The organism is Pseudomonas sp. PDM27, assembly GCF_019219205.1.
GTDB classification, from domain to species: domain Bacteria; phylum Pseudomonadota; class Gammaproteobacteria; order Pseudomonadales; family Pseudomonadaceae; genus Aquipseudomonas; species Aquipseudomonas laurylsulfatiphila.
Window position 1 is genome coordinate 506,176 of the sequence record NZ_JAHUWF010000002.1, and the last position, 21,115, is coordinate 527,290.

The 21,115-nt window shown below is 61.3% G+C and carries 20 protein-coding genes, 1 tRNA gene and 1 pseudogene; 13 read left to right on the forward strand and 9 right to left on the reverse strand.

Annotated elements, in window-relative coordinates; genetic code table 11:
* The first annotated feature begins 35 nt into the window (after positions 1–35).
* The 6 genes from KW838_RS07705 to KW838_RS07730 all read left to right on the forward strand — a co-directional run bounded on the left by KW838_RS07705 (position 36) and on the right by KW838_RS07730 (position 5,649).
* Complete coding sequence (locus tag KW838_RS07705; protein ID WP_218500816.1) at positions 36–1,154, forward strand: ABC transporter ATP-binding protein; 1,119 nt, start codon at positions 36–38, stop codon at positions 1,152–1,154.
* 15 nt (positions 1,155–1,169) lie between these two features.
* Complete coding sequence (locus KW838_RS07710; RefSeq protein WP_102701515.1) at positions 1,170–2,090, forward strand: ABC transporter permease; 921 nt, start codon at positions 1,170–1,172, stop codon at positions 2,088–2,090.
* Entirely contained in the window at positions 2,090–2,896 is an 807-nt protein-coding gene (locus tag KW838_RS07715) for an ABC transporter permease (protein ID WP_218500817.1), read from the forward strand. Before KW838_RS07710 ends, KW838_RS07715 begins: the two co-directional genes overlap by 1 nt.
* Positions 2,897–2,923: 27 nt before the next feature.
* Complete coding sequence (locus KW838_RS07720; protein ID WP_218500818.1) at positions 2,924–3,970, forward strand: extracellular solute-binding protein; 1,047 nt, start codon at positions 2,924–2,926, stop codon at positions 3,968–3,970.
* Between the two features lie 60 nt (positions 3,971–4,030).
* Positions 4,031–5,485 (forward strand): amidase, encoded by a 1,455-nt coding sequence (locus KW838_RS07725; protein ID WP_218500819.1) that lies wholly within the window; start codon positions 4,031–4,033, stop codon positions 5,483–5,485.
* Between the two features lie 87 nt (positions 5,486–5,572).
* Positions 5,573–5,649 (forward strand) — tRNA-Met (locus tag KW838_RS07730).
* Between the two features lie 155 nt (positions 5,650–5,804).
* Here the strand turns inward: KW838_RS07730 and KW838_RS07735 are convergent.
* Positions 5,805–6,908 carry a DUF2817 domain-containing protein gene (locus KW838_RS07735; protein WP_218500820.1) on the reverse strand — a complete coding sequence of 368 codons (1,104 nt, stop codon included), beginning with the start codon at positions 6,906–6,908 and terminating at the stop codon, positions 5,805–5,807.
* Between the two features lie 166 nt (positions 6,909–7,074).
* On the opposite strand from KW838_RS07735, the gene ggt reads away from it, so the two are divergent.
* Positions 7,075–8,907, forward strand: coding sequence for a gamma-glutamyltransferase (gene ggt / locus KW838_RS07740; protein ID WP_218500821.1), 1,833 nt, complete (start codon positions 7,075–7,077; stop codon positions 8,905–8,907).
* 75 nt (positions 8,908–8,982) lie between these two features.
* On the opposite strand, the gene ddlA is transcribed toward ggt, so the two are convergent.
* Positions 8,983–10,077 carry a D-alanine--D-alanine ligase gene (gene ddlA, locus KW838_RS07745; RefSeq protein WP_218500822.1) on the reverse strand — a complete coding sequence of 365 codons (1,095 nt, stop codon included), beginning with the start codon at positions 10,075–10,077 and terminating at the stop codon, positions 8,983–8,985.
* 165 nt (positions 10,078–10,242) lie between these two features.
* Between ddlA and KW838_RS07750 the strand changes: the two genes are divergently transcribed.
* Both KW838_RS07750 and KW838_RS07755 read left to right on the forward strand, forming a co-directional pair.
* Positions 10,243–11,052, forward strand: a complete 810-nt coding sequence (locus KW838_RS07750) for an AraC family transcriptional regulator (RefSeq protein ID WP_218500823.1) — start codon at positions 10,243–10,245, stop codon at positions 11,050–11,052.
* 76 nt (positions 11,053–11,128) lie between these two features.
* Positions 11,129–11,497 carry a cupin domain-containing protein gene (locus KW838_RS07755; RefSeq protein WP_007981811.1) on the forward strand — a complete coding sequence of 123 codons (369 nt, stop codon included), beginning with the start codon at positions 11,129–11,131 and terminating at the stop codon, positions 11,495–11,497.
* A 12-nt stretch (positions 11,498–11,509) separates the two neighbouring features.
* Here KW838_RS07755 and KW838_RS07760 read toward each other — a convergent pair whose 3' ends face one another.
* The 4 genes and pseudogenes from KW838_RS07760 to KW838_RS07770 all read right to left on the reverse strand — a co-directional run bounded on the left by KW838_RS07760 (position 11,510) and on the right by KW838_RS07770 (position 15,011).
* A complete protein-coding gene (locus KW838_RS07760) occupies positions 11,510–12,109 on the reverse strand; it encodes a flavin reductase family protein (RefSeq protein WP_218500824.1) in 600 nt (199 codons plus the stop codon).
* A 154-nt stretch (positions 12,110–12,263) separates the two neighbouring features.
* On the reverse strand, positions 12,264–12,872 hold the full coding sequence (locus tag KW838_RS29850) for a methyl-accepting chemotaxis protein (protein WP_371317823.1): 609 nt from the start codon (positions 12,870–12,872) through the stop codon (positions 12,264–12,266).
* Positions 12,852–13,580, reverse strand: a pseudogene (locus KW838_RS29855) (PAS domain-containing protein); the annotation flags it as partial. The gene KW838_RS29850 and the pseudogene KW838_RS29855, both read right to left, overlap by 21 nt.
* A gap of 117 nt (positions 13,581–13,697) precedes the next feature.
* Entirely contained in the window at positions 13,698–15,011 is a 1,314-nt protein-coding gene (locus KW838_RS07770) for an MFS transporter (protein ID WP_102701507.1), read from the reverse strand.
* A 201-nt stretch (positions 15,012–15,212) separates the two neighbouring features.
* Between KW838_RS07770 and KW838_RS07775 the strand changes: the two genes are divergently transcribed.
* From KW838_RS07775 to KW838_RS07785, 3 genes are all read left to right on the forward strand, one after another.
* The gene (locus KW838_RS07775; RefSeq protein ID WP_102701506.1) at positions 15,213–16,631 is read left to right on the forward strand and encodes a short-chain fatty acid transporter; all 1,419 of its coding nucleotides are present in this window, start codon (positions 15,213–15,215) and stop codon (positions 16,629–16,631) included.
* A gap of 94 nt (positions 16,632–16,725) precedes the next feature.
* On the forward strand, positions 16,726–17,898 hold the full coding sequence (locus KW838_RS07780) for a hypothetical protein (RefSeq protein ID WP_102701505.1): 1,173 nt from the start codon (positions 16,726–16,728) through the stop codon (positions 17,896–17,898).
* Between the two features lie 145 nt (positions 17,899–18,043).
* Positions 18,044–18,568, forward strand: coding sequence for an SET domain-containing protein-lysine N-methyltransferase (locus KW838_RS07785; RefSeq protein ID WP_218500826.1), 525 nt, complete (start codon positions 18,044–18,046; stop codon positions 18,566–18,568).
* A gap of 6 nt (positions 18,569–18,574) precedes the next feature.
* Here the strand turns inward: KW838_RS07785 and can are convergent, their stop codons facing one another.
* Positions 18,575–19,219, reverse strand: coding sequence for a carbonate dehydratase (can, locus tag KW838_RS07790; RefSeq protein WP_015096835.1), 645 nt, complete (start codon positions 19,217–19,219; stop codon positions 18,575–18,577).
* A gap of 168 nt (positions 19,220–19,387) precedes the next feature.
* On the opposite strand from can, the gene KW838_RS07795 reads away from it, so the two are divergent.
* Entirely contained in the window at positions 19,388–19,792 is a 405-nt protein-coding gene (locus KW838_RS07795) for a serine kinase/phosphatase (RefSeq protein ID WP_218500827.1), read from the forward strand.
* Between the two features lie 119 nt (positions 19,793–19,911).
* Here KW838_RS07795 and rimI read toward each other — a convergent pair whose 3' ends face one another.
* Together rimI and KW838_RS07805 are read right to left on the reverse strand one after the other, a co-directional pair.
* The gene (gene rimI / locus KW838_RS07800) at positions 19,912–20,364 is read right to left on the reverse strand and encodes a ribosomal protein S18-alanine N-acetyltransferase (RefSeq protein WP_007978046.1); all 453 of its coding nucleotides are present in this window, start codon (positions 20,362–20,364) and stop codon (positions 19,912–19,914) included.
* Positions 20,357–21,103: an energy transducer TonB gene (locus tag KW838_RS07805; RefSeq protein WP_102701502.1), complete on the reverse strand. Its 747-nt coding sequence runs from the start codon at positions 21,101–21,103 to the stop codon at positions 20,357–20,359. Before KW838_RS07805 ends, rimI begins: the two co-directional genes overlap by 8 nt.
* Positions 21,104–21,115 lie beyond the last annotated feature (12 nt).

Here is a 21,115-nt window from a genome sequence, read left to right on the forward strand (position 1 = left end):
GCACTCGCGGACGATGGGGGAATCGGAGGTAACGCATGAATGCCCTGCATTCGCTGCAAACGCTGGCGGTGTCCATCCGCTCAGTGCGTAAAGTCTACGGCGATCCAAAGACTGGCCCGGTGGCGCTCAAAAGCATCGACCTGGACATTCGCGACAACGAGTTCTTCACCCTTCTCGGCCCTTCGGGCTGCGGCAAAACCACGCTCCTGCGGATGATCGCCGGGTTCGAATTCCCTACCGAAGGCGAGATTCTGCTCTACGGCGAAAACATCGCCGACCGCCCGCCGTTCCAGCGCCCGGTCAACACGGTGTTCCAGCATTACGCGCTGTTCCCGCACATGACCATCGCCGAGAACCTGGCCTTCGGTCTTGAATCCCACCCGATGGGCAAGATCCTGAACAAAACGCAGATGGCCGAACGGGTGCGCGAGATGCTTGCCCTGGTGCAGATGGAGCGCTTTGCCAACCGCAAGCCGGCGCAACTGTCCGGCGGTCAGCAGCAGCGCGTCGCCCTCGCTCGTGCCTTGGCGCCGCATCCCAAAGTCTTGCTGCTCGACGAACCGCTCTCGGCCCTCGATCTCAAGCTGCGCCAGGCCATGCGCGAAGAGCTGAAAACCATTCAGGCGCGCACCGGCATCACCTTCATCTTCGTCACCCACGACCAGGAAGAAGCGCTGACCATGTCCGACCGCATCGCCGTGTTGTCCGAAGGCGAAGTGCAGCAGGTCGGTCGTCCGGAAGACATCTACGAACGCCCGCGCAATCGCTTTGTCGCCGACTTCATCGGTGAAACCAACTTCATCGAAGGCACGGTCACCCGCGTCGAAGACGGCCTGGCCTGGTTCGCCGGCCCGGCCGGCCACCCGCTGCCCGCACAGCCGTGCAGCGATGTGCGCGTGGGCGCCAACGTCGCACTGTCCGTGCGCCCCGAACGTTTGCATCTGGTGCCAGCCACCACTGAAAACGCTCTGCCGTGTCGGATCGAAGCGCAGATCTACCTCGGCACCGACCTGCAATACCAGGTCAGCCTGAGCGACGGTTCGCGCCTCACCGTGCGCACCCCCAACTGCGTCGACCAGAGCAAACGCTTCGCCGTCGGCAGCCAGGCCGGTCTGTTGTTCGACCAGGGCAGCGCCAGCGTCCTGCACGATTGAGCACGAGGAATTGCCATGCACGCATTACCGATTGCCAACACGCTGGAACGTCGGCGGGCCTTCCAGAGTTTTCTCGGTGTCAGCCCGGCGCTGATTGCCATCGGCCTGTTTCTGATCGTGCCGATCCTGATCGTCATCGGATACTCGCTGATGGAAGCCAACCCCTACGGCGGGGTGAACAAGGTCTTCAGCAGCGACGCCTACACCTCGCTGCTTTTCGAGCGACAACTGGATGACAGCCTGGCGTTTGCCGACTCCTATCTCATCATCGCCCTGCGTTCCATCGGCATCGCCGGGTTGACCACGCTCATCACCCTGTTGATCGGCTTTCCGGTCGCCGTGTGGCTGGCCATGCAGCCGGCGCATCGCCGCGGCCTGCTGATCTTCCTGATCACCGTGCCGTTCTGGGCCAACCTGTTGATCCGCACCTACGCCTGGATTCTGCTGCTGCGCAACACCGGGGTGATCAACAACAGCCTGATGGGCCTCGGGGTCATCGACCAGCCGTTGCAACTGCTCTACACCGACGGCGCGGTGCTGCTGGGGCTGGTCTACACCTATGCGCCCTTCGTCGTGCTGCCGATCTACGCCACGCTGGAGAAGATGGATACCCGCCTGCTCGAGGCCGCTCAGGACCTCTATGCAGGACGCGTGCGGACCTTGCGCAAAGTGGTGTTGCCGATCGCCAAACCGGGAATCATCGCCGGCGCCATCCTCACCTTCGTGCCTTGCCTGGGCGCGATGATCGCCCCGGAACTGCTCGGCGGCGGCACGCGGATGATGCTCGGCAATCTGATTTTCCGGCAGTTCAGCGATGCCCGTAACTGGCCCTTCGGCGCGGCGCTTTCGCTAGTGCTGATGGCGGCGGTGATGTTGGTACTGACGGTCTATGCCCTGCGTGCCGAACGCCAGCGCATCGCCAAGGGAGGTGCGTAATGATCAGCCTGTTCAAACGCAATACGCTGGGCGTGCAGGACTTCCCCGGCTTCGGCGGATTCAGTTTCCTGTTCTACCTGTACCTCTACGCGCCGATCGTCGTGCTGGTGGTGTTCTCGTTCAACGCCAACCAATCGGCCACGGTGTGGACCGGCTTCAGCCTCGACTGGTATCGCGCGGCCTTCGCCAACCAGGCCCTGCGCCAGGCGGCCGGCAACAGCCTGTTGATCGCGGTCTGCGCCAGCATGGTTGCCACAGCCATCGCTACCCTCGCCGCCCTGGGCACTTCGCGAGGGGCGAAATTCAAGGGCCTGCAACTGACCATGGGCGCGATCATGCTGCCTCTGGTACTGCCGGAAATCGTGGTCGGCGTCGCCACCCTGGCGCTGTTCTCCACCATCGGCCTGTCCCTGGGCTACGGCAACCTGATCATCGCGCACACGGTGTTCTGTATTCCGTTTGCCTTTCTGCCGATCCGCGCCCGCCTGAACGACATGGACCTGTCCCTGGAACAGGCCTCGGCCGACCTCTACGCCGGCCCGTGGCGAACCTTTCGCAAGGTCACGTTGCCGCTGCTGATGCCGGGGATTTTCTCCGGGCTGATGCTGGCCTTCATCGTCTCACTGGATAACTTCGTGATCTCGATGATGGTCTCCCAGGCCGGCACCACCACCTTGCCGATCTTCATCTTCGGCCTGTTGCGCATGGGCGTGACACCCGACGTCAACGCCGTGTCGACCCTGATCCTGGGCGTCTCGGTGCTGTTCGTGACCCTTTCCTATCTGCTGGGCAAAAAGAAATCCTGAACCTTCTACGTACTGTGGGGAAATAGCATGAGCAAGTGGATTAAAAGCATCGGCACTTCGTTGTTCCTGACTTTGCCGCTGACCATGGCCGGCAGCGTTCAGGCCGCGGAAAAACTCAACGTGGTGAGCTGGAGCGGTTACTTTTCGCCGGAAATTCTCGCCAAATTCCAGAAGCAGACCGGCATTGAAGTCACCGTCGACTCCTACGACTCCAACGAAACCCTGCTGGCCAAATTGAAACAGGGCGGCGCCGGTTATGACGTGGCGATCCCTTCCCACCAGTTCATTCCGATCCTGATCAAGGAAAAACTGCTGGAGCGTTTCGATCCGGTCAACGAGCCTTACTACGCCGGCGTCGTCGACAACCTGAAAAAGCCGACCTGGGACCCGGAAGGCGCCTATTCCGTACCGTTCATATGGGGCACCACCAGCGTGGTGATCAATACCGAACGCTACAAAGGCCCTGCCGACAGCCTCAAGGTGCTTTACGAGCCACCGGCCGAGCTGCAAGGGCGAATCAACATGTTCGACTCGGTCAGTGACGTGGTGGACATGGCCAGCCTGTACCTGAACATTCCGCTGTGCAGTGAAGATCCGAAGCAGATGCAGCAGATCCTGACCCTGCTCAAGGCGCAGAAGCCCTTCGTCAAAACCTACAGTTCCAAAGCAGGTTCAATCCGCGAAAACCTGGCATCCGGTGAAATCGACATGTCGACCTTCTGGGGCGGTTCGTCGATGCGCGCCCGGGAAATGAAACCGAGCCTGAAATACCTGTACCCGAAAGAAGGCGTACTGGCCTGGGTCGACAACATGGTCATTCCGACCGGCAGCAAGAACCCGGCGAACGCCAAGGCGTTCATCGCGTTCCTCAGCCAGCCTGAAAACGCAGCGATGACCCAGAACTTCCTCAAGCACCAGAGCCCGATCAAGGGTGTGGAGCCGTTCCTCGACGCAGGCCTCAAGGACGCGCCGGAACTGCACATTCCCGAAGGCACCCAGGTGGTGTTCAGCAAGACCTGCGGCGAAGGCGCGATCCGCCTGGCCGACCGCCTCTGGACCAACCTGATGCGTTGATCTCCACCGCCCCGACGCAAAGGCGGGGCGCTTTTCCAGCCGTCTGAAAGGCCGCTTGCAATGAACTCCAATAACATCAGCGAACTGGTCCTGTTGCAGGCCCATGAGCTCGCCGAACGCATCCGCCTGCGCCAGGTTTCCTGCCGGGAAGTGATGCAGACTTATCTTGCCCATATCGAACGCTTCAATCCGCAGGTCAATGCGCTGGTGAGCCTGCAAGCGCCTGAGGACCTGCTGGCCCAGGCGGATGCCCGTGATGCCGAGCTGGCCCGCGGCCAATACCGTGGCTGGATGCACGGCCTGCCCCATGCCATCAAGGACCTGTCCCTGACGCGCGGTATCCGCACCACCCTGGGTTCACCGCTGTACAAGGACTTCATCCCCGAACGCGACGGCATCATGGTCGAGCGCATCAAGGGCGCCGGCGCGATCATCATCGGCAAGAGCAACACCCCGGAATTCGGCCTTGGCTCGCAAAGCTATAACCCGCTGTTCGGCGCGACCGGTTGTGCCTACGACCCGAGCAAGACCGCTGGCGGCAGCAGCGGCGGCGCAGCGGCGGCACTGGCCATGCACCTGGTGCCGGTGGCCGATGGCAGCGACATGATGGGTTCGCTGCGCAATCCGGCCGCGTTCAACAACATCTTCGGTTTCCGTCCGTCCCAGGGCCGCGTGCCCTTCGATGACAGTGCCGACCTGTTTATCGACCAACTCGGCTACGAAGGCCCCATGGCGCGCAGCGTGTGCGATGCCGCGTTGCTGTTGTCGGTGCAAGCCGGGGCCGACGCGCGGGCACCACTGTCGATTGCCGAGTCCGGCAGTGCCTTTGCGGCACCGCTGGATCGCGATTTCAAAGGCACTCGCCTGGGCTGGCTCGGCGACTTCAACGGCTACCTGCCGATGGAGAAAGGCATCCTCTCGCTGTGCGAAAAGGCCTTTGCCGACTTCGAAAGCCTGGGTTGCCACATTGAACCGGTTCAATCCGAATTCGCGCCAGAGAAGCTGTGGAGCAGTTGGCGAACCTTGCGCCACTGGATGGTCGCCGGCTCGTTGGGTGCGACCTATGCCGACCCGCAAAAGCGTGCGCTGTTGAAACCGGAAGCCTGCTGGGAAGTGGAAAACGGCCTGAAACTCTCGGCCAGCGAAGTGTTTGCCGCGTCAGTGACGCGCAGCGACTGGTATCGGGCGATCTCCAGGCTGTTCGAACAATATGACTACCTGCTGTTGCCCAGCGCCCAGGTATTCCCGTTCGACAAGACCCAAGCGTGGCCCGCTTCCATTGAAGGCGTGAGCATGGACACCTATCACCGCTGGATGGAGGTGGTGATTCCCGGCACCTTGTCCGGCTGCCCGGTGGCCAACGTACAGGTCGGCTTCAACGCCAGCGGCCTGCCGATGGGCCTGCAAATCATCGGCAGACACCAGGCCGACTTCGCTGTGCTGCAATTGGCGCACGCGTACGAACAGGCCAGCCGCTGGTTCCAGCGCTGCCCTTCACCCCTGCTTGGAAGGTAGATTTTGATAAACGGTTGAAAGCGCAGAGAAATATTTTAGATTTATGCTTGACGCATCCCCGTTACCGGTGAATAATGCGCGCCACTTGGCTACATAGCTCAGTTGGTTAGAGCATAGCATTCATAATGCTGGGGTCCGGGGTTCAAGTCCCTGTGTAGCCACCAAGTACTAAAAACGGCTTACCGAAAGGTAGGCCGTTTTTTTATGCCTCGTTTTTATATCCCTGTAGGAGCGAGCTTGCTCGCGATGGACGTTAACGATAACGCGTGCTTACTGGTTAAACGCGGCGCTCTTGAGTCCATCGCGAGCAAGCTCGCTCCTACAATGTCGGCAACGCCGACAACGCCCGCTCCCAGATCTGCCACGTGCGCAACCAGACCATCGACTGCCAATCGCTATCGGCCGGATAGAACTGCTCCAGCAGATTCAACTTGATCCCGCGCCCTACGGCGTCACTCGGGTTGCCGTGCAGATGCAGCCAGTGGTCATCGCGTAAATGGCGGTGAACGTCCGGCCCCGGATATGTCCCGCACTCGATGACAAAAGGCATCAAGCGTACCTGCGGTAGCGCATCGATCAACGCCTGCGAGGTGTAACCGGTGGCCGTTGCCGCCACGCCGGTTTCGCTCAGGGTGTCGGCGCCGGTTTGCAGGCTGTAGAGCCACGGGCCGTAAATCGCCTGCGCATCCGGCAACGCCGGATAGGCGGACTCGGTGATGGTCAGCAGCATCGGATGACCGTATTCACCCGCACCGGTGTGCAAGTCGAAACACATGGCCACTTCGGCATGGGCCACGTGCTTTTGCACGATCCGGTGCAGCGTGCGGTTCGACCAGCTCGGCGCCAGCCCGCCATAGAACAGGCCATCGGGGTGAGCATGCTGACCGCCCTCGACGATCGACATCACCGCCGGCCAGCCATGCAGGCGAATCTGCTCGTCGAGCAAGGCATCGGCACGCTCACGCTCGGGGCCGTGCAACTGCGGGCAGGCATAGATTTCATGCAAGGCGTTATAGGCCTGGTTGTCTGGCAGCGGGCGCTGAAAATCCAGGTGATTGCGGTTCAAGTCGATGTTGTCTTCGTTGACCCGGCGCAACCACGCCATGCCCCAGGGGTTGATGGCATGGATCATGACCACGGCGACATCCGTTGGCAGGGAACGCTTGCCCAACTCCTGCAGCCATTTGATCTGGCAGCCCGAGCCATAGAAGCCTTCAACTCCGTGGGTGCCGCTCAGCGCGATCAACAGGCGCTTGGCGCCTGGATCACCCAACACCGCCACATCGGTACTCAGCGACTCACCGAACGGACCTTTGAGCGGGTGTGGATATTCAGTCAGGGTTGCGCCTGCGGCAGCCGCTGTGGCCAGGAACTGTTCTCGCTGGGTGCGATAGCCGGGCTGGGTTGGGAACTCGGTGTGCATGTCTGCCTCTTGTTGATTTTCTGGCCTGCCTGTTGGCAACGACCCTACAGAAATTCCTGCCTTTGATGAAGGACAAAAACGTCAGTGCCGTAGGACCCGGTTTGCGTCCCTCCCGGTCGGCCGATAAAGTCCACTGATCGTAGATCCAACGGACGGAGTACCCCACGTGTTTTCAACCTTCGCTTTGCGCCGCCATCGCCTGCCTGCCCTGGCGCTGATCGTCAGTGCCTTGACCCTGGCCGCGTGCAACAACGCTTCGGTGCCGACGCTGCCGATCGCCCCGGAAAGCGCTTCCGGCTTCCGCACCGACCTGAAAACTCAACACGCCGAGAAATACATGGCCGCGGCGGCCAACCCGCTGGCGGCCGAGGCCGGGCGGGAGATGCTGCGCCGGGGCGGCTCGGCCATCGATGCCGCGATTGCGATGCAAGCGGTGTTGACGCTGGTCGAACCACAGTCCTCGGGCATCGGTGGCGGTGCATTGATCGTACTCTGGGACGGCAAGGCCGTGCGCACCTACGACGGCCGTGAAACCGCCCCGGCCGGTGCCACCGAGAAGCTTTTCCTGCAAGCCAACGGACAACCGATGGGGTTCACCCAGGCGCAGATTGGCGGCCGCTCGGTAGGCACGCCCGGCGTACTGCGCGCCCTGGAACTGGCCCATGGAAAACACGGACGCCTGCCCTGGGCGCAATTGTTCGAACCGGCCATCCGGCTCGCCGAACAAGGCTTCGCCATTTCACCGCGCCTGCACCAGTTGATCGCTGCGGATTCGTCCATGCCACGCTCTCCGGAAATGATGGCTTATTTCCGCAATGCCGATGGCAGCCCGAAAGCCGTTGGCACCAACCTGAAGAACCCGGCACTGGCGGCCGTGTTCAAACGCATCGCCCACGAAGGCCCGGATGCCCTGTACAAAGGCCCGATCGCCGAGGAAATAGCCGCCAAGGTCCAGGGCCATGCCAACCCCGGCAGCCTGTCCCTGACCGATCTTGCCAACTATCAGGCCAAGGAACGCGCACCGCTGTGTACCGACTATAAGCGCTGGCAGGTCTGCGGCATGCCACCACCGTCGTCGGGCGGGATCGCCGTGGCGCAGATCCTCGGCACGCTGCAAGCCCTGGAAGCTCGCGACAAGCGCCTGGCGCTGGCACCACTGAAACCGGTCAAGACCACGGCCCCGGCCGGCAGCGAACCCGACCCGCAAGCCGTGCACCTGATCTCGGAAGCCGAACGCCTGGCCTACGCTGACCGCGCGCAATACCTGGCCGATACCGACTTCGTGCCCGTGCCGGTCAAGGGCCTGGTCGACCCGGGCTATCTCGCCAGCCGCGCCGCGCTGATCGGCGAACGCAGCATGGGCACGGCCAAACCCGGTACGCCGCCGGGCATCCAGGTGGCCTATGCGCCGGACCGTTCGCCGCTGCGGATTTCCACCTCGCAAGTGGTGGCCGTCGATGACGCAGGCGGCGCCGTGTCGATGACCACCACCATCGAATCGGCGTTCGGCTCGCACATCATGGTTCAGGGTTTCATGCTCAATAACGAGATGACCGACTTCTCGTTCATCCCCGAGGAAAACGGGCAGAAAGTCGCCAACCGCGTCGAGCCTGGCAAACGCCCGCGCTCGTCCATGGCGCCGACCCTGATCTTCGACCGCCAGAGCGGCGAATTCCTCGCCACTGTCGGCTCCCCCGGCGGCTCGCAAATCATCGAATACGTGGCCAAATCCACCATCGGCCTGCTTGACTGGAATCTCGATGCGCAAGCGGCCATTAACCTGCCCAACTTCGGCAGCCGCAACGGCCCGACAGAACTGGAACAGGGCCAGTTCAGCCCCGCGCTGATTCAGGCGCTGAAAGACAAAGGGCACAGCGTGAGCGAAATCGACATGACCAGCGGCACCCAGGTGATTGTTCGGGTCAAGGACGCCCAGGGCAAAGCGTCGCTGACGGGAGGTGCAGATCCACGGCGTGAGGGGCAAGCGCTGGGGGATTGAGTCGCACGCGAAAAAAAGGGCCTACCGGTGGGTAGGCCCTTTTAGTTTGTAAGCAGGCGAACTTCAGCCGCGCACTTAACGACTGATCTTCAACCCCTGCCGAACCTGATGTTTTTCCAGCGCCAGCTCAATCAACCGCGTCACCAGCTCGCTGTAGGTCATGCCGGTGGCCTGCCACAATTTCGGGTACATGCTGATGCGGGTGAAACCGGGCAGCGAGTTGATTTCGTTGATCAGCACTTCGCCGCTGTCGGTCAGGAACACATCGACACGGGCCAGGCCGGAGCAGCCCAGGATCTGGAACGCCTCAACGGCCAGGGCGCGAATACGCTCGCTGGCCTCGACGCTGATATTGGCCGGCACCACGACTTCAGCGGCCGTGTCGTCGATGTATTTGCTGTCGTAGGAATAGAACCCGCTGCGCACCACAATCTCGCCGCAACCACTGGCGATCGCCTCTTCATTGCCGAGCACTGCGCATTCAATCTCGCGGCCGCTGACGGCAGATTCGACCAACACCTTGGTATCGAAACTCAACGCCAGCTCCACCGCTGCACTGTATTCGGCCTCGTCGGTGACCTTGCTCACGCCCACGGAAGAGCCCTGGTTCGCCGGCTTGACGAACAGCGGCAAACCGAGCCGGGACTGAACCTCGGCAAACCCGGTGCGCGCCGCCGAGGCTCGGGTCAATGTCACGAACGGCGTCACGGCCAGGCCGGCATCACGCAGCAGACGCTTGCTGATGTCCTTGTCCATGCACACGGCCGAGCCAAGCACATCGGAGCCGACAAACGGCAGATCGGCCATCCGCAGCAAACCTTGCAGACAACCGTCTTCACCGAGGGTGCCGTGGACGATCGGGAAGATCACATCGACATGACCGAGCAGTTCCTGACTGCTGGTTTCCACCAATTGCTGGCTGGCTTTTCCGGGCACCACGGCGAGCTCGCGATTGGACTGATTGAGGGCGATCAGCGCCGGGTTTTCCTGATTCAGCAAAAAGTTGGAAGGGTCGTTGAGGTGCCAGTGACCTTGCTTGTCGATGCCGATCAGCACCGGTTCGAAGCGAGAGCGATCGAGGGCGTCGACGATATTCTTCGCCGATTGCAACGACACTTCGTGCTCTGCCGAGCGGCCCCCGAAAATGATCCCCACACGCAATTTGCTCATGACCTGACCTCATCCTGACAAATAAAAAACAACCTGTAGCGAATGCGCCCCACAGTGCAGTATTTGCCCTGGGTTTTCTAGCAGGCAAGCCGCCTTCCGATCAGAAGACAGGGAACCACCGGGTGGGTTACCGTATTGCGCATCAAGCTCAAGACAACAATCACCATGGCCAAGCGTCCGCCTCGCAATGACTGGTTCCTTCGTGCGCCCGATGTCGGCGGGCTTCAGCGTTTCGAGGCGTTTTTTGCCGGCCATGGCTACGACCTTCACCGCCACGACACCTATGCCATCGGCCACACCCTGGCCGGGGTGCAGAGCTTTCAGTATCGTGGCGGCTGGCGTCACAGCCTGCCGGGCGCAACGATCGTGCTGCACCCGGACGAAGCCCACGATGGCGAGGCCGGTACCGAGTCCGGTTTCCAGTACCGGATGATGTACATCGAGCCGGCACTGATCCAGCAGATGCTCGGCGGGCAACCGCTGCCATTCATCAAGACCGGGCTGTCGAGCGATCCCCGCCTGTTCGCCGCCACGGGAGCGTTGTTGCGCAGCCTGGATTGTCAGCTCGACCCGCTGGAAGAACAGGATGCCTTATTCGACCTGGCGCAGGCCTTGAACGCGGTTTCCGGTGTGCCGAGCAAACGCTCGGGCTTCGACTACGTGGCCGCGCAACGTGCGCGGGAATACATCCACGGCGCCCTCGATCGTACCGTGACACTCGATGAACTGGTGCAGCATAGCGGTCGGGATCGCTGGAGCCTGTCCCGGGATTTTCGCCTGTTGTTCGGCACCAGCCCCTACCGCTACCTGACCATGCGGCGTCTGGACATGGTCCGTGCGCTACTGATTCAGGGTCAGACGCTGGTCAGTGCCGCGTTGATTGCAGGCTTCACCGACCAGAGCCACATGACTCGGCAATTCAGCAAAACCTACGGCCTGTCACCGGCCCGCTGGATGAACATGCAGCGCCGTTGAGCCACGCACAATCGTACAAGAAGCGCACTGAGTCGATCGCTATCGTGGGTTCACAAACAACCGCGAGAGCTGTTTCATGAACGCTTACGAAAGCCTGAACTTCGCTGAAAAAATCAACCGGATCGACTCCCACTGGTCACCCCGGGTCATCGCCGAAATGAACGACTATCAGTTCAAGGTGGTAAAGCTGCTGGGGGACTTTATCTGGCACGACCACCTTGATACCGACGAAACCTTCATCGTTCTCGAAGGCCGGTTGCGCATCGATTTTCGCGATGGCCACGTGCTGGTGAACGCCGGGGAAATGTACGTGGTGCCCAAAGGCGTCGAGCACAAACCCTATGCCGGGCAGGAGGTAAAACTCCTGTTGATCGAACCCAAGGGCGTGCTCAACACCGGCAGCGAAGGTGGCGAGCGCACGGCCGAGAATGATGTGTGGATCTGAGCGCCGACCGGCTTACGCCTGCAAGGTCTTACCGTCCACCGGCTCGCCAATGGTCAGGAAGTGCCCGCCCGCCACGTGGTGCAAGGTGCGCAAGGCATCTTGCCCTTCGAAGTGCCAGCGCCCTTCGCTGAACACGCGCTCGTCGGCCTGGGCGGCAATCACTTCGGCCAGGAACAGATCGTATTGCTGGTGGTTGTTCGGTTCTGGCAACAGGCGACATTCCAGCCAGGCCACGCAGCCCTCGAGCATCGGCGCATCGACCGATTCACCGGTGAAGGTCTGCAAGTCGTAGGTCTCGAACTTGTCGCGCCCCTGGCCCTGGGTCAACTCCAGGCCGGAGGTCGAACCAACGGTCTGCACAATGTCGGCCTGGGCAGCGCAGGGAACATTCAGCACAAAAGTGCCCGAGGCTTCCAGCAACTGGCGAGTCCAGGTGGATTTGTCCAGCACCACGGCAATTTTCGGTGGTTCGAAATCCAGCGGCATGGCCCAGGCTGCCGCCATGATATTGCGTTGGCCATCGTGGGCGGCGCTGACCAGTACGGTCGGGCCATGATTGAGCAGACGATAAGCCTTGGACAAGGGAACCGGACGACGGTGGGAAGCGCTCATGGAAGTCTGCTCCAGGGGGAAAGAGCCGATTGTAGCGCCCACTTAACCCTGTGGGAGCGGGCTTGCTCGCGAAGGCGTCAGTTCAGTCACAGTTGCGTTAAATGACACACCGCCTTCGCGAGCAAGCCCGCTCCCACCAAAAGCTGATCGCAGGTCAGTAAGTGAGTTGATTGGCAAACTGCCCCACGGCATTGACCACTTTCTGGGCGCCGTCCTGAATCTCGACAATCACCGTGCCCGCTTCCGCCGCCAGTGCCAGGCCCTGTTCGGCCTGGAGTTTGCCATCGGTCATCAAGGCCACGGCGTTGCGCGCCATATCCTGGTTCTGCCGCACCACGAGGACGATTTCGTCGGTGGCCTGGCTGGTGCGCGACGCCAGTTGCCGGACTTCATCCGCCACCACGGCGAAGCCGCGGCCCTGCTCGCCCGCACGCGCCGCTTCGATGGCCGCGTTGAGCGCCAGCAGGTTGGTCTGTTCGGCAATGCCGCTGATGGTTTTGACGATGGTGCCGATCACCAGCGACTGCTCGTTCAAGGCTTCGATGCCGTCGCCGGCGGTTTGCATGTGTTTGGCCAGGTCACGCATCACGTCCACGGCCTGGGTCACCACCGCGTTACCGCGCTGGGCGCTTTGGTCGGTTTGCTGCGAGGTGCTGTAGGCAATGTTGGCGGCCTCGGCGACGGCCTGTTCCTGATTGACCTGATCGGTAATCACCGTGGCGAACTTCACCACTTTGTAGAGATTATTGTTGGCATCGGTCACCGGGTTGTAGGACGCCTCAAGCCAGACTGTACGACCATGGCTGTCGACACGTTTGAAACGGCCGGCCACGTACTCACCCGCGTTCAGGCGACGCCAGAAGTTCTGGTACTCGGCACTGTTGTACTCCTCCGGCTGGCAGAAGGTGCGGTGATGTTTGCCTTTGATCTGCGCCAGGCTGTAACCCATGCCACTGAGGAAGCGGTCGTTGGCGGTCAGCACGTTGCCGTTGAGGTCGAATTCGATCACCGCCGTGGAGCGCACCAGCGCACCGATCAGGTTCTCGTGTTCGCGGGAGGCCTCGATGGTGCGGGTCAGGTCGCTGGAGAAGATCGAAAAGTTCTTGATCCGCCCGTCCGCCGAGCGCACTGGCTGCAGGATCGAACGCAACCAGGCTTCCTGGCCCGTGCCACGCAACAGGCGTACCGCGCCAGCGAAGTGCTCGCCCCGGGTCAACGCGTTCTTGAAGCGCTGCTGGAATTCGTCGAATTTCACGTGTTCCGGGACGAGGTCGTCGATGTGTCGACCAATCAGTTCGGCGCTCTTGTAATGCATTTCAGCAAGGAAGTTCTGATTGACTGACTGAACCCGTCCATCGCTGTCGAGGGTCAGCACCAGCATCTCGCTTTCCAGACTTTCCTTCACTTGCTGGAGGCTGGAGAGTTCTTCACGAAGAGCCGACAGCTCCTGCTTCAAGCGTTTATTGAACATGGGAAAGCACCGATGGACAGGGATGGAAAGCGATATGCAGCCTAACCATCGGCCTTGGAAACATTTACTTAAGCGTGTTTCAGGTTTGTCCTACAAAAATAGTTACTACGCGCCCGATCAATGCGCGCCAGCGGCAGAACAGCCTGCGATTCTCGGCATCCGCACACCGAAGTACGCCGCACTGCCCACGCCCACCGCGCCCATCACCACACTGAAGATCACGCAGATCCACGGACTCCACGGCATCAGGCCGATCAACAACAGGGGTGTGATGCTCGCCCACGCGGCGTAGGCAATGTTGTAGGTGAACGAGATGCCCGAGACGCGAATTCGCGCCGGGAACAGGCTGACCATCACCGATGGCACCGCACCGACCACCCCGCAGGCCAGCCCTGCCACGGCGTAGGCCAGGCCGATCCAGTCGCCGCCCATGATCAGGCAGCTGTAAAGCACACCGATGCCCAGCGGCAGCAGCAGGCTATAGAGCATCACCGTGCGCCAGGCGCCAATGCGGTCGACCAGCAACCCGGCGAGCACGCAGCCGATGTTCAGGAACACGATGCCCAGCGCGCTCAAGGCGAAGGTATGGCTGGCGGTCATGCCAAAGGTTTTTTGCATCATGGTCGGGGTAATGACCACGAATACCACCACGGCCGAGGTCAGCACACAGGTGAGAATCATCGCTGGCAAAATGGCCAGCCGATGCTCGCGCAAGACTGTGCGCAGCGGCAGTTCGCCGGCCGCCTCGCGCTGCGTCTGCATGGCCATGAACACCGGGGTTTCGCTGAGCCAGCGACGCAGCCAGACGCCGATCACACCAAACACGCCGCCAAGCAGGAACGGGTAACGCCAGGCGTAATCGAGAATTTCCACCGGAGTGAAGGCCTGCGCCAGGAAGGTCGCGGTCAATGCACCGATCAGATAGCCGAAAGTCAGCCCCGCCTGCAGGAAACCCAGGGCATAGCCTCGGTGACCGATCGGCGCATGCTCGGCGACGAAAACCCAGGCACTCGGCACTTCGCCGCCCACCGCCGCGCCCTGGAGAACGCGCAGGACCAGTAGCAACAAGGGGGCGAAATAACCGATTTGCGCGTAGGTCGGCATGATCCCGATCAGCAGGCAGGGCAACGCCATCATCAGGATGCTCAGACTGAAGACTTTCTTGCGCCCCAGGCGATCGGCGAAGTGCGCCATCAGGATGCCGCCCAACGGTCGCGCCAGGTAACCGGTGACGAAAATCCCGAAGCTTTGCAGCAGGCGCAGCCACTCGGGCATTTCCGGCGGGAAGAACAACTGGCTGAGGGTTAGGGCGAAAAACACGAAAATGATGAAGTCGTAGATTTCCAGCGCCCCGCCGAGGGCGGCAAGCCCCAGGGTCTTGTAGTCCGAGCGGCTGAACGGCGCCGGGCGCGAATCGGTGTTGGCAGTCATGTAAAGAACTCTGGCACAGGCAAAAACCAAGGCGCCCATGGTCTACGCAAACGCGCTGGCGGACAACCCGTTAGACCAAAGTCCCATAGCCACAAATCAGCCCCGCAAAAATCCACGGCTTGAATTAATGTTGGCGTCTGTCCAGACGGGCGGTTACCCGCCCCGAAGACCACTACAAACATAAAAATCCGAGGTACCCCCGTGGCCGCTGATATCGAAGATAGCCGCTCCGCCCGCTTTGCCCTGCGCTGCTCAAGTTTTGCCGAACGCTGGTTCCCCGACTCCTGGGTGTTTGCTGCCCTGGCGGTGATTATCGTGGCGGTGGCCACTATGGCCATGGGCGCCAAGCCCACCGACGCCGCCATGGCCTTCGGCGATGGCTTCTGGAGCCTGATCCCCTTCACCATGCAGATGGCCTTCGTGGTGATCGGCGGTTATGTGGTCGCCAGTTCACCGCCAGCGGTGAAACTGATTGACCGCCTGGCGAAAATCCCGAAAAACGGCCGCTCTGCCGTGGCCTGGGTCGCGCTGATCTCGATGGTCGCCTCGTTGCTCAACTGGGGCTTGTCCCTGGTGTTCGGCGGATTGCTGGTGCGCGCCCTCGCCCGCCGCACCGATCTGAAGATGGATTACCGTGCCGCCGGTGCCGCCGCCTACCTGGGCCTCGGTGCCGTGTGGGCCCTGGGCCTGTCGTCATCGGCCGCTCAATTGCAGGCCAACCCGGGTAGCCTGCCGCCCTCGATTCTGTCGATCACCGGGGTGATTCCATTCACCCAGACGATCTTTCTCTGGCAGTCCGGCGTGATGTTGCTGGCCTTGATCGTGATTTCGCTGATCATCGCCTACGCCACCGCCCCCGGCCCGAATTCAGCACGTGACGCCAAGGCCTGTGGTGTCGATCCGAGCTTCAACCTGCCACCGTTGCAACCACGCACCCGCCCCGGCGAATGGCTGGAACACAGCCCGCTGCTGACGATTCTGCTGGTGTTGCTGGCTGCCGGGTGGTTGTTCCATGAGTTTTCGACCAAACCGGCCATCAGTGCGATTTCCGGGCTGAACACCTACAACTTCCTGTTCATCATGCTCGGCGCCCTGCTGCACTGGCGCCCTCGCAGCTTTCTGGATGCCGTGTCCCGTGCGGTGCCGACCACCACCGGGGTATTGATCCAGTTTCCGCTGTATGGCTCGATTGCGGCACTGATGACCACGGTCAAAGGCGCCGATGCGCAGACCCTGGCGCATCACATCTCGACCTTCTTCGTCAGCATTGCCTCCCACGACACCTATGCCCTGCTGATGGGTGTGTACTCGGCGATCCTCGGTTTCTTCATTCCGTCCGGTGGCGGCAAGTGGATCATCGAAGCGCCGTACGTGATGCAGGTGGCCAATGACCTGAACTATCACCTGGGTTGGGCGGTACAGATCTACAACGCCGCCGAAGCCTTGCCGAACCTGATCAACCCCTTCTACATGCTGCCATTGCTGGGCGTGCTGGGGCTGAAGGCGCGGGACCTGATCGGCTTCTCGTTCGTGCAATTACTGGTACACACGCCACTGGTGCTAGTGTTGTTATGGGCACTGGGGACGACGCTGGCGTATTTGCCGCCAGTCATGCCGTAACCTGAAAGATAGGGGCCGGTATTGATCGGCCCTTTGTTGTTCCGCCCGTCGGTTTCAGTATCTGCTGGTCTAATACGCTGAAAAGGATCTGAGCATGTTCAAACTTGCGGCACTCACCCTCGCAGCCTTCACCCTGGGCACCACCGCCCACGCCGATGTCAATTTGAAGCTGGGCACTACCGAACGCGTTACCCGCCTCTTCGCCTACCCCAACAATTGCAACGTGATCTGCTTTCGCAACTGGACGCTCGAGCAAACCGTCGAGCATTACCTGACCCAAAGCGTGCAGCGCGATGGCTACGGTGACGCGAAGGTTCTGGTCAAAACCGATAATGGTCAGCTCTACGCGGAAATCATCGGCGTGCCCAATGGCTATGAAAAACCATTGGCAGCGCTGCTCGATGCCGGTGACCTGGCCTATAACGGCGCCAGCAAACTGAATGCCGACGGCAAGTGGGCGTATAGCTGGTACCTGTTCCTGCCGCTGGGCATGGCCCTGGAGAACCGCAGAAGTGTCGAGCTGCTGCACTTCCCGCCCGACTATTCGTTGACTCAGGCCCAGGATTACTTGAAGTCCGCCACCACGGATCGCTGGGCCTCGCTGCTCACCGTCAATGGCATCCCGGCCGAGCAGACGCCGGCCTTTCAGACCATCATCGACATCGCCCCTATCGCCGCCCCCTCCAACGCCGGCAAGGACCTGGAGGGCGTCTACAGCTACTTCAACGACTACCAGACCACCATGGTCAGGAACGTCAGCCTGCACTCCAGCGGTGAAACATTGCCGATGGTCGCCTTCGGCTCACCGGTGCGTAACTGGATCAAGCAACAATACGGGGCGACCGTGAATGTGCTGGGGCTGGCGACGATCAGCCCGAGTGACGGGGTGAAAGTGCGTGTGCTGGGCTCCAACCACCCAAGCTACATCTGGTATGCCGCCGATCCGGCAAGCTATTCCGGCAACGATGCCAAGGCCAAGGCCGATGCGGCGGGGCTAAAAGTCATGGGCCAGGATTTGAGTGCCGCCTGCTGGCAGGCCGTCATGGGCCGCCAACCGGACAGCAATGCCGATATCGAGCTGAAAACCTGCACACAAACCTGGCAAGTGGCCGAGAAGGAAAAAACCTGCGCGCTGTTCTACACCTCGATTCGCAACCTGACGCCGGGACAAGCGGCGGCCAAATGCTCGACAGCAGCGACCCAGTTGCAGCTCAAACAGCTCAAGGCACCCGCACCGGCCACCGCCCTGCCCGCGCCACCGCTGTAAACCGACTATTGGCAGTCCATCTGTCAGTTATGACAGTAGACCGCCCGCGATATCTGCGAGAGGCTTGGGCCGTACCTCATGTGCTGCAGCGCTGACTGGATCGTCAGCCGATGGAAGTCGCAGTACCCAGCCGACAGGGATCGTTATGAAAGCCGATGCACTGCGCAAGTCTCTCGCACCACCGCCGCAGGGTGTTTACCCTTTTGTGGAGTTAAGCCCGCACCTTGGATATCCATCCCTGGCCGATTTCGAGATTATCTCGAACGACCAGGGCACACCCATGGCCGCGGCAGCATTGCGCGAGTTCCCCCGCATAAGCCGGATCTGCCGGGTATCGGGGCATTTGCTGCCCTGTCGTGGCCGGCATACCCGACAACTGGCCCGAGATATTCATGTCCATGACCCGCATTTCTGCGGGCTGCTGCGCCACTCTTGCGACCCGAACGTATTTCTCGACATGAGTGAGCTGTGGTTGTGGGCGCTCAAAGACATTCAGAAAGGTGACTGGCTGTCGATGGATTACGCCGCCACGGAAGACAAACTGCTGCGCCAGTTCGCCTGCCGCTGCGGTTCGTACAACTGCCGGGGCTGGATCACCGGCTTCGATGAAGCGCCGAATGCCGACGGCCAGCTGTTTTTGCAACAGTGGCGTCGGCAAAGTCCGCGCTGAAGGGCTTTACAGGGGTTCGAACGGACGCAGGCGGTACTGCGGCGGCAACTGCTCGAAGCCGCTGATGGTGGCGTTCAGGCTCTTCCAGCGACCGTCCTTGATACCGTAGATGCAGCCATGAATCGACAGGCTCTGCCCACGGTGCCAGGCGTTTTGCACAATGCTGGTGTGCCCGACGTTGGCCACTTGCTGGATCACGTTGAGTTCGCAGAGACGGTCGACGCGTTCTTCTTCGGTGTCCAGTTTGGCGAGTTCTTCGCGCTTTTCGTAATACAGGTCGCGAATCGAGCGCAGCCAGCCGTCGATCAGGCCGAACTGGCGATCCTGCATCGAGGCGCGCACGCCGCCGCAGCCATAGTGGCCCGTGACGAGGATGTGCTTGACCTTGAGTACGTCGACTGCGTACTGAATCACCGACAGGCAGTTGAGGTCCGTGTGCAGCACGACGTTGGCCACATTACGGTGTACGAACAGATCGCCCGGCAGCATGCCGACGATCTCGTTGGCCGGCACCCGGGCATCGGAACAACCGATCCACAGGAACTCAGGGGTCTGTTGGCGGGCCAGCTTGGCGAAGAAGTCAGGATCCTCCTCCTTGATCGCAGCGGCCCAACGCTCGTTGTTATCAATCAGATCTTGTAATTCGTTCATGCTCTGAAGCCTCAAGAATGATGCGCAGCTTTGACTGACAACCGTCCGTCGAGGTCACGCGCGAAATGCGGATGCTCTCCTGATCCGGTACACAGGGCTCCATGCCGGTGGAATTCTCGGTAGCCACGTGGGTCAACCGTAGTAAGGCCTACAGTATGAGGAATTGCCATGAATGATTCACGACGTCCGTACGATGCGGTGCAACCGGAACCCGTCGACGACAACGAAGACCGCATGGGCTCGGTGCGTGAGCTGGATTTCGAAACCGAAGAACCCAGCGCCAGGATCGGTGACGAACTGCCGGAAAACGAGCGTGAACAACTGATGCCACGCCGCCGCGGACGTGAAGCAGGCCTGACGGGTGCCTCGACCGGCGACCATCAACCTACCGACGACGACATGAGCCCGGAAATCCTGATCCGTGAAGACGGCGCCCGGGATGCCCATGAGGCCGGCAATGATAAGCGCGCGGATTGGGACCTGAGCATCGTCGATGAGGACGATATTGGCGGTGGCAATGGCCTGGATGAGGCGGAAATGGCGCAGCGCGACCCTCTCGACAAAAAACGCTGAGCTCTACGGACCTCTGTAGGAGCTGCCGAAGGCTGCGATCTTTTGATCCTTGAAAAGATCGCAGCCTTCGGCAGCTCCTACAGGGTTCAATCGACCAATGTGCAGGCCATGTACAGTGTTCAATCGACCAACGTGCAGGCCATGACCACCGCATCTTCGCGCCCACCCACCGCCGGGTAGTAATCCCGGCGCCGGCCGATCTCGTTGAAACCATAACGCTCGTACAGTTTGAACGCCGCAGTATTGCTGTCGCGCACTTCCAGGAAACACTCCCGGGCGTCGGCCTTGTAGGCAATCGACATCAAATGCTCCAGCAATGTCAGCCCCAGGCCGCGGCCCTGGTTTTCCGGCTTGACCGTGATGTTCAGCAGGTGCGCCTCGTCGAGGATGATCTGCACCACACCGTGGCCCACCTGTTGCTGGCCTTCGAACATCAGCCAGATCTGGTACTTGCCCAGGCCGTCGAGGAAAATCCCGCGGGTCCAGGGATGGCTATAGGCCGCGTACTCGATTTTCAGCACGGTTTCCAGGTCCGCCTCGGTCATCGGGCGAAACGATACAGCGTCACTCATTCGATTCTTTCCAGCGCGCCATCAGCCGACGCATGGCTTGCCAGACATCAGCCTTACGCTGTGGCTCTTCCATTAATAATTCCAGGCCCGGTACCGCCCAGGCCGAGCCCAGGCCTTCGATCTGCAATTCGCGATTGAACGCCTCGGCATCCGCTTCGCCGGCAAAACGCACAGCGGGCAGGCCGATCAGCCACAGGCAGGCGCAGGGCGTTTCTTCCATGCGCACCGAGAGAAAACCTTGCACGAAGTCGCGGGCCGCTTCCGGGCCCTGGTCCATCGTGCCACGCACCAGCAGCGGCCAGCGCACCGGCTCGCCGACGATCTGCGGGCTGTCCGGCAGACCGGCGGCGCGCAGCATGTCCTTGAGCAGCAGATAAGCAGGGTCGCGGGTCTGGAAGGATTCGCCTGTGGGTAACTCCACCAGCAGCAGGCAACGCCCGGCCCGCAGCAATTGCAGGGCGAAACGCGGCGGCGGCACGACCGGTGCCTTGACCACGACGGTTGCCTCTTCGGCTTCTTCCACCGGTTTGGCACCGGTGCGGGTGCTCGCCAGCGATGGCCGCGGCACCTCGATCTTCACCCGCTCGGCCGGTTTGACCACAGGCGCCACGGGCGTCTCAGCCACGACAGCCGGCACGACAGGCGCGACCACAGCCGGCTCGGACATCTCCAGCAGCTCGGGCCGTGACGGCGCAGCAAAGGGCAATTCGGTGCGCGGCAGCCAGTTGACCACCTGCATGGCGTTCAAATA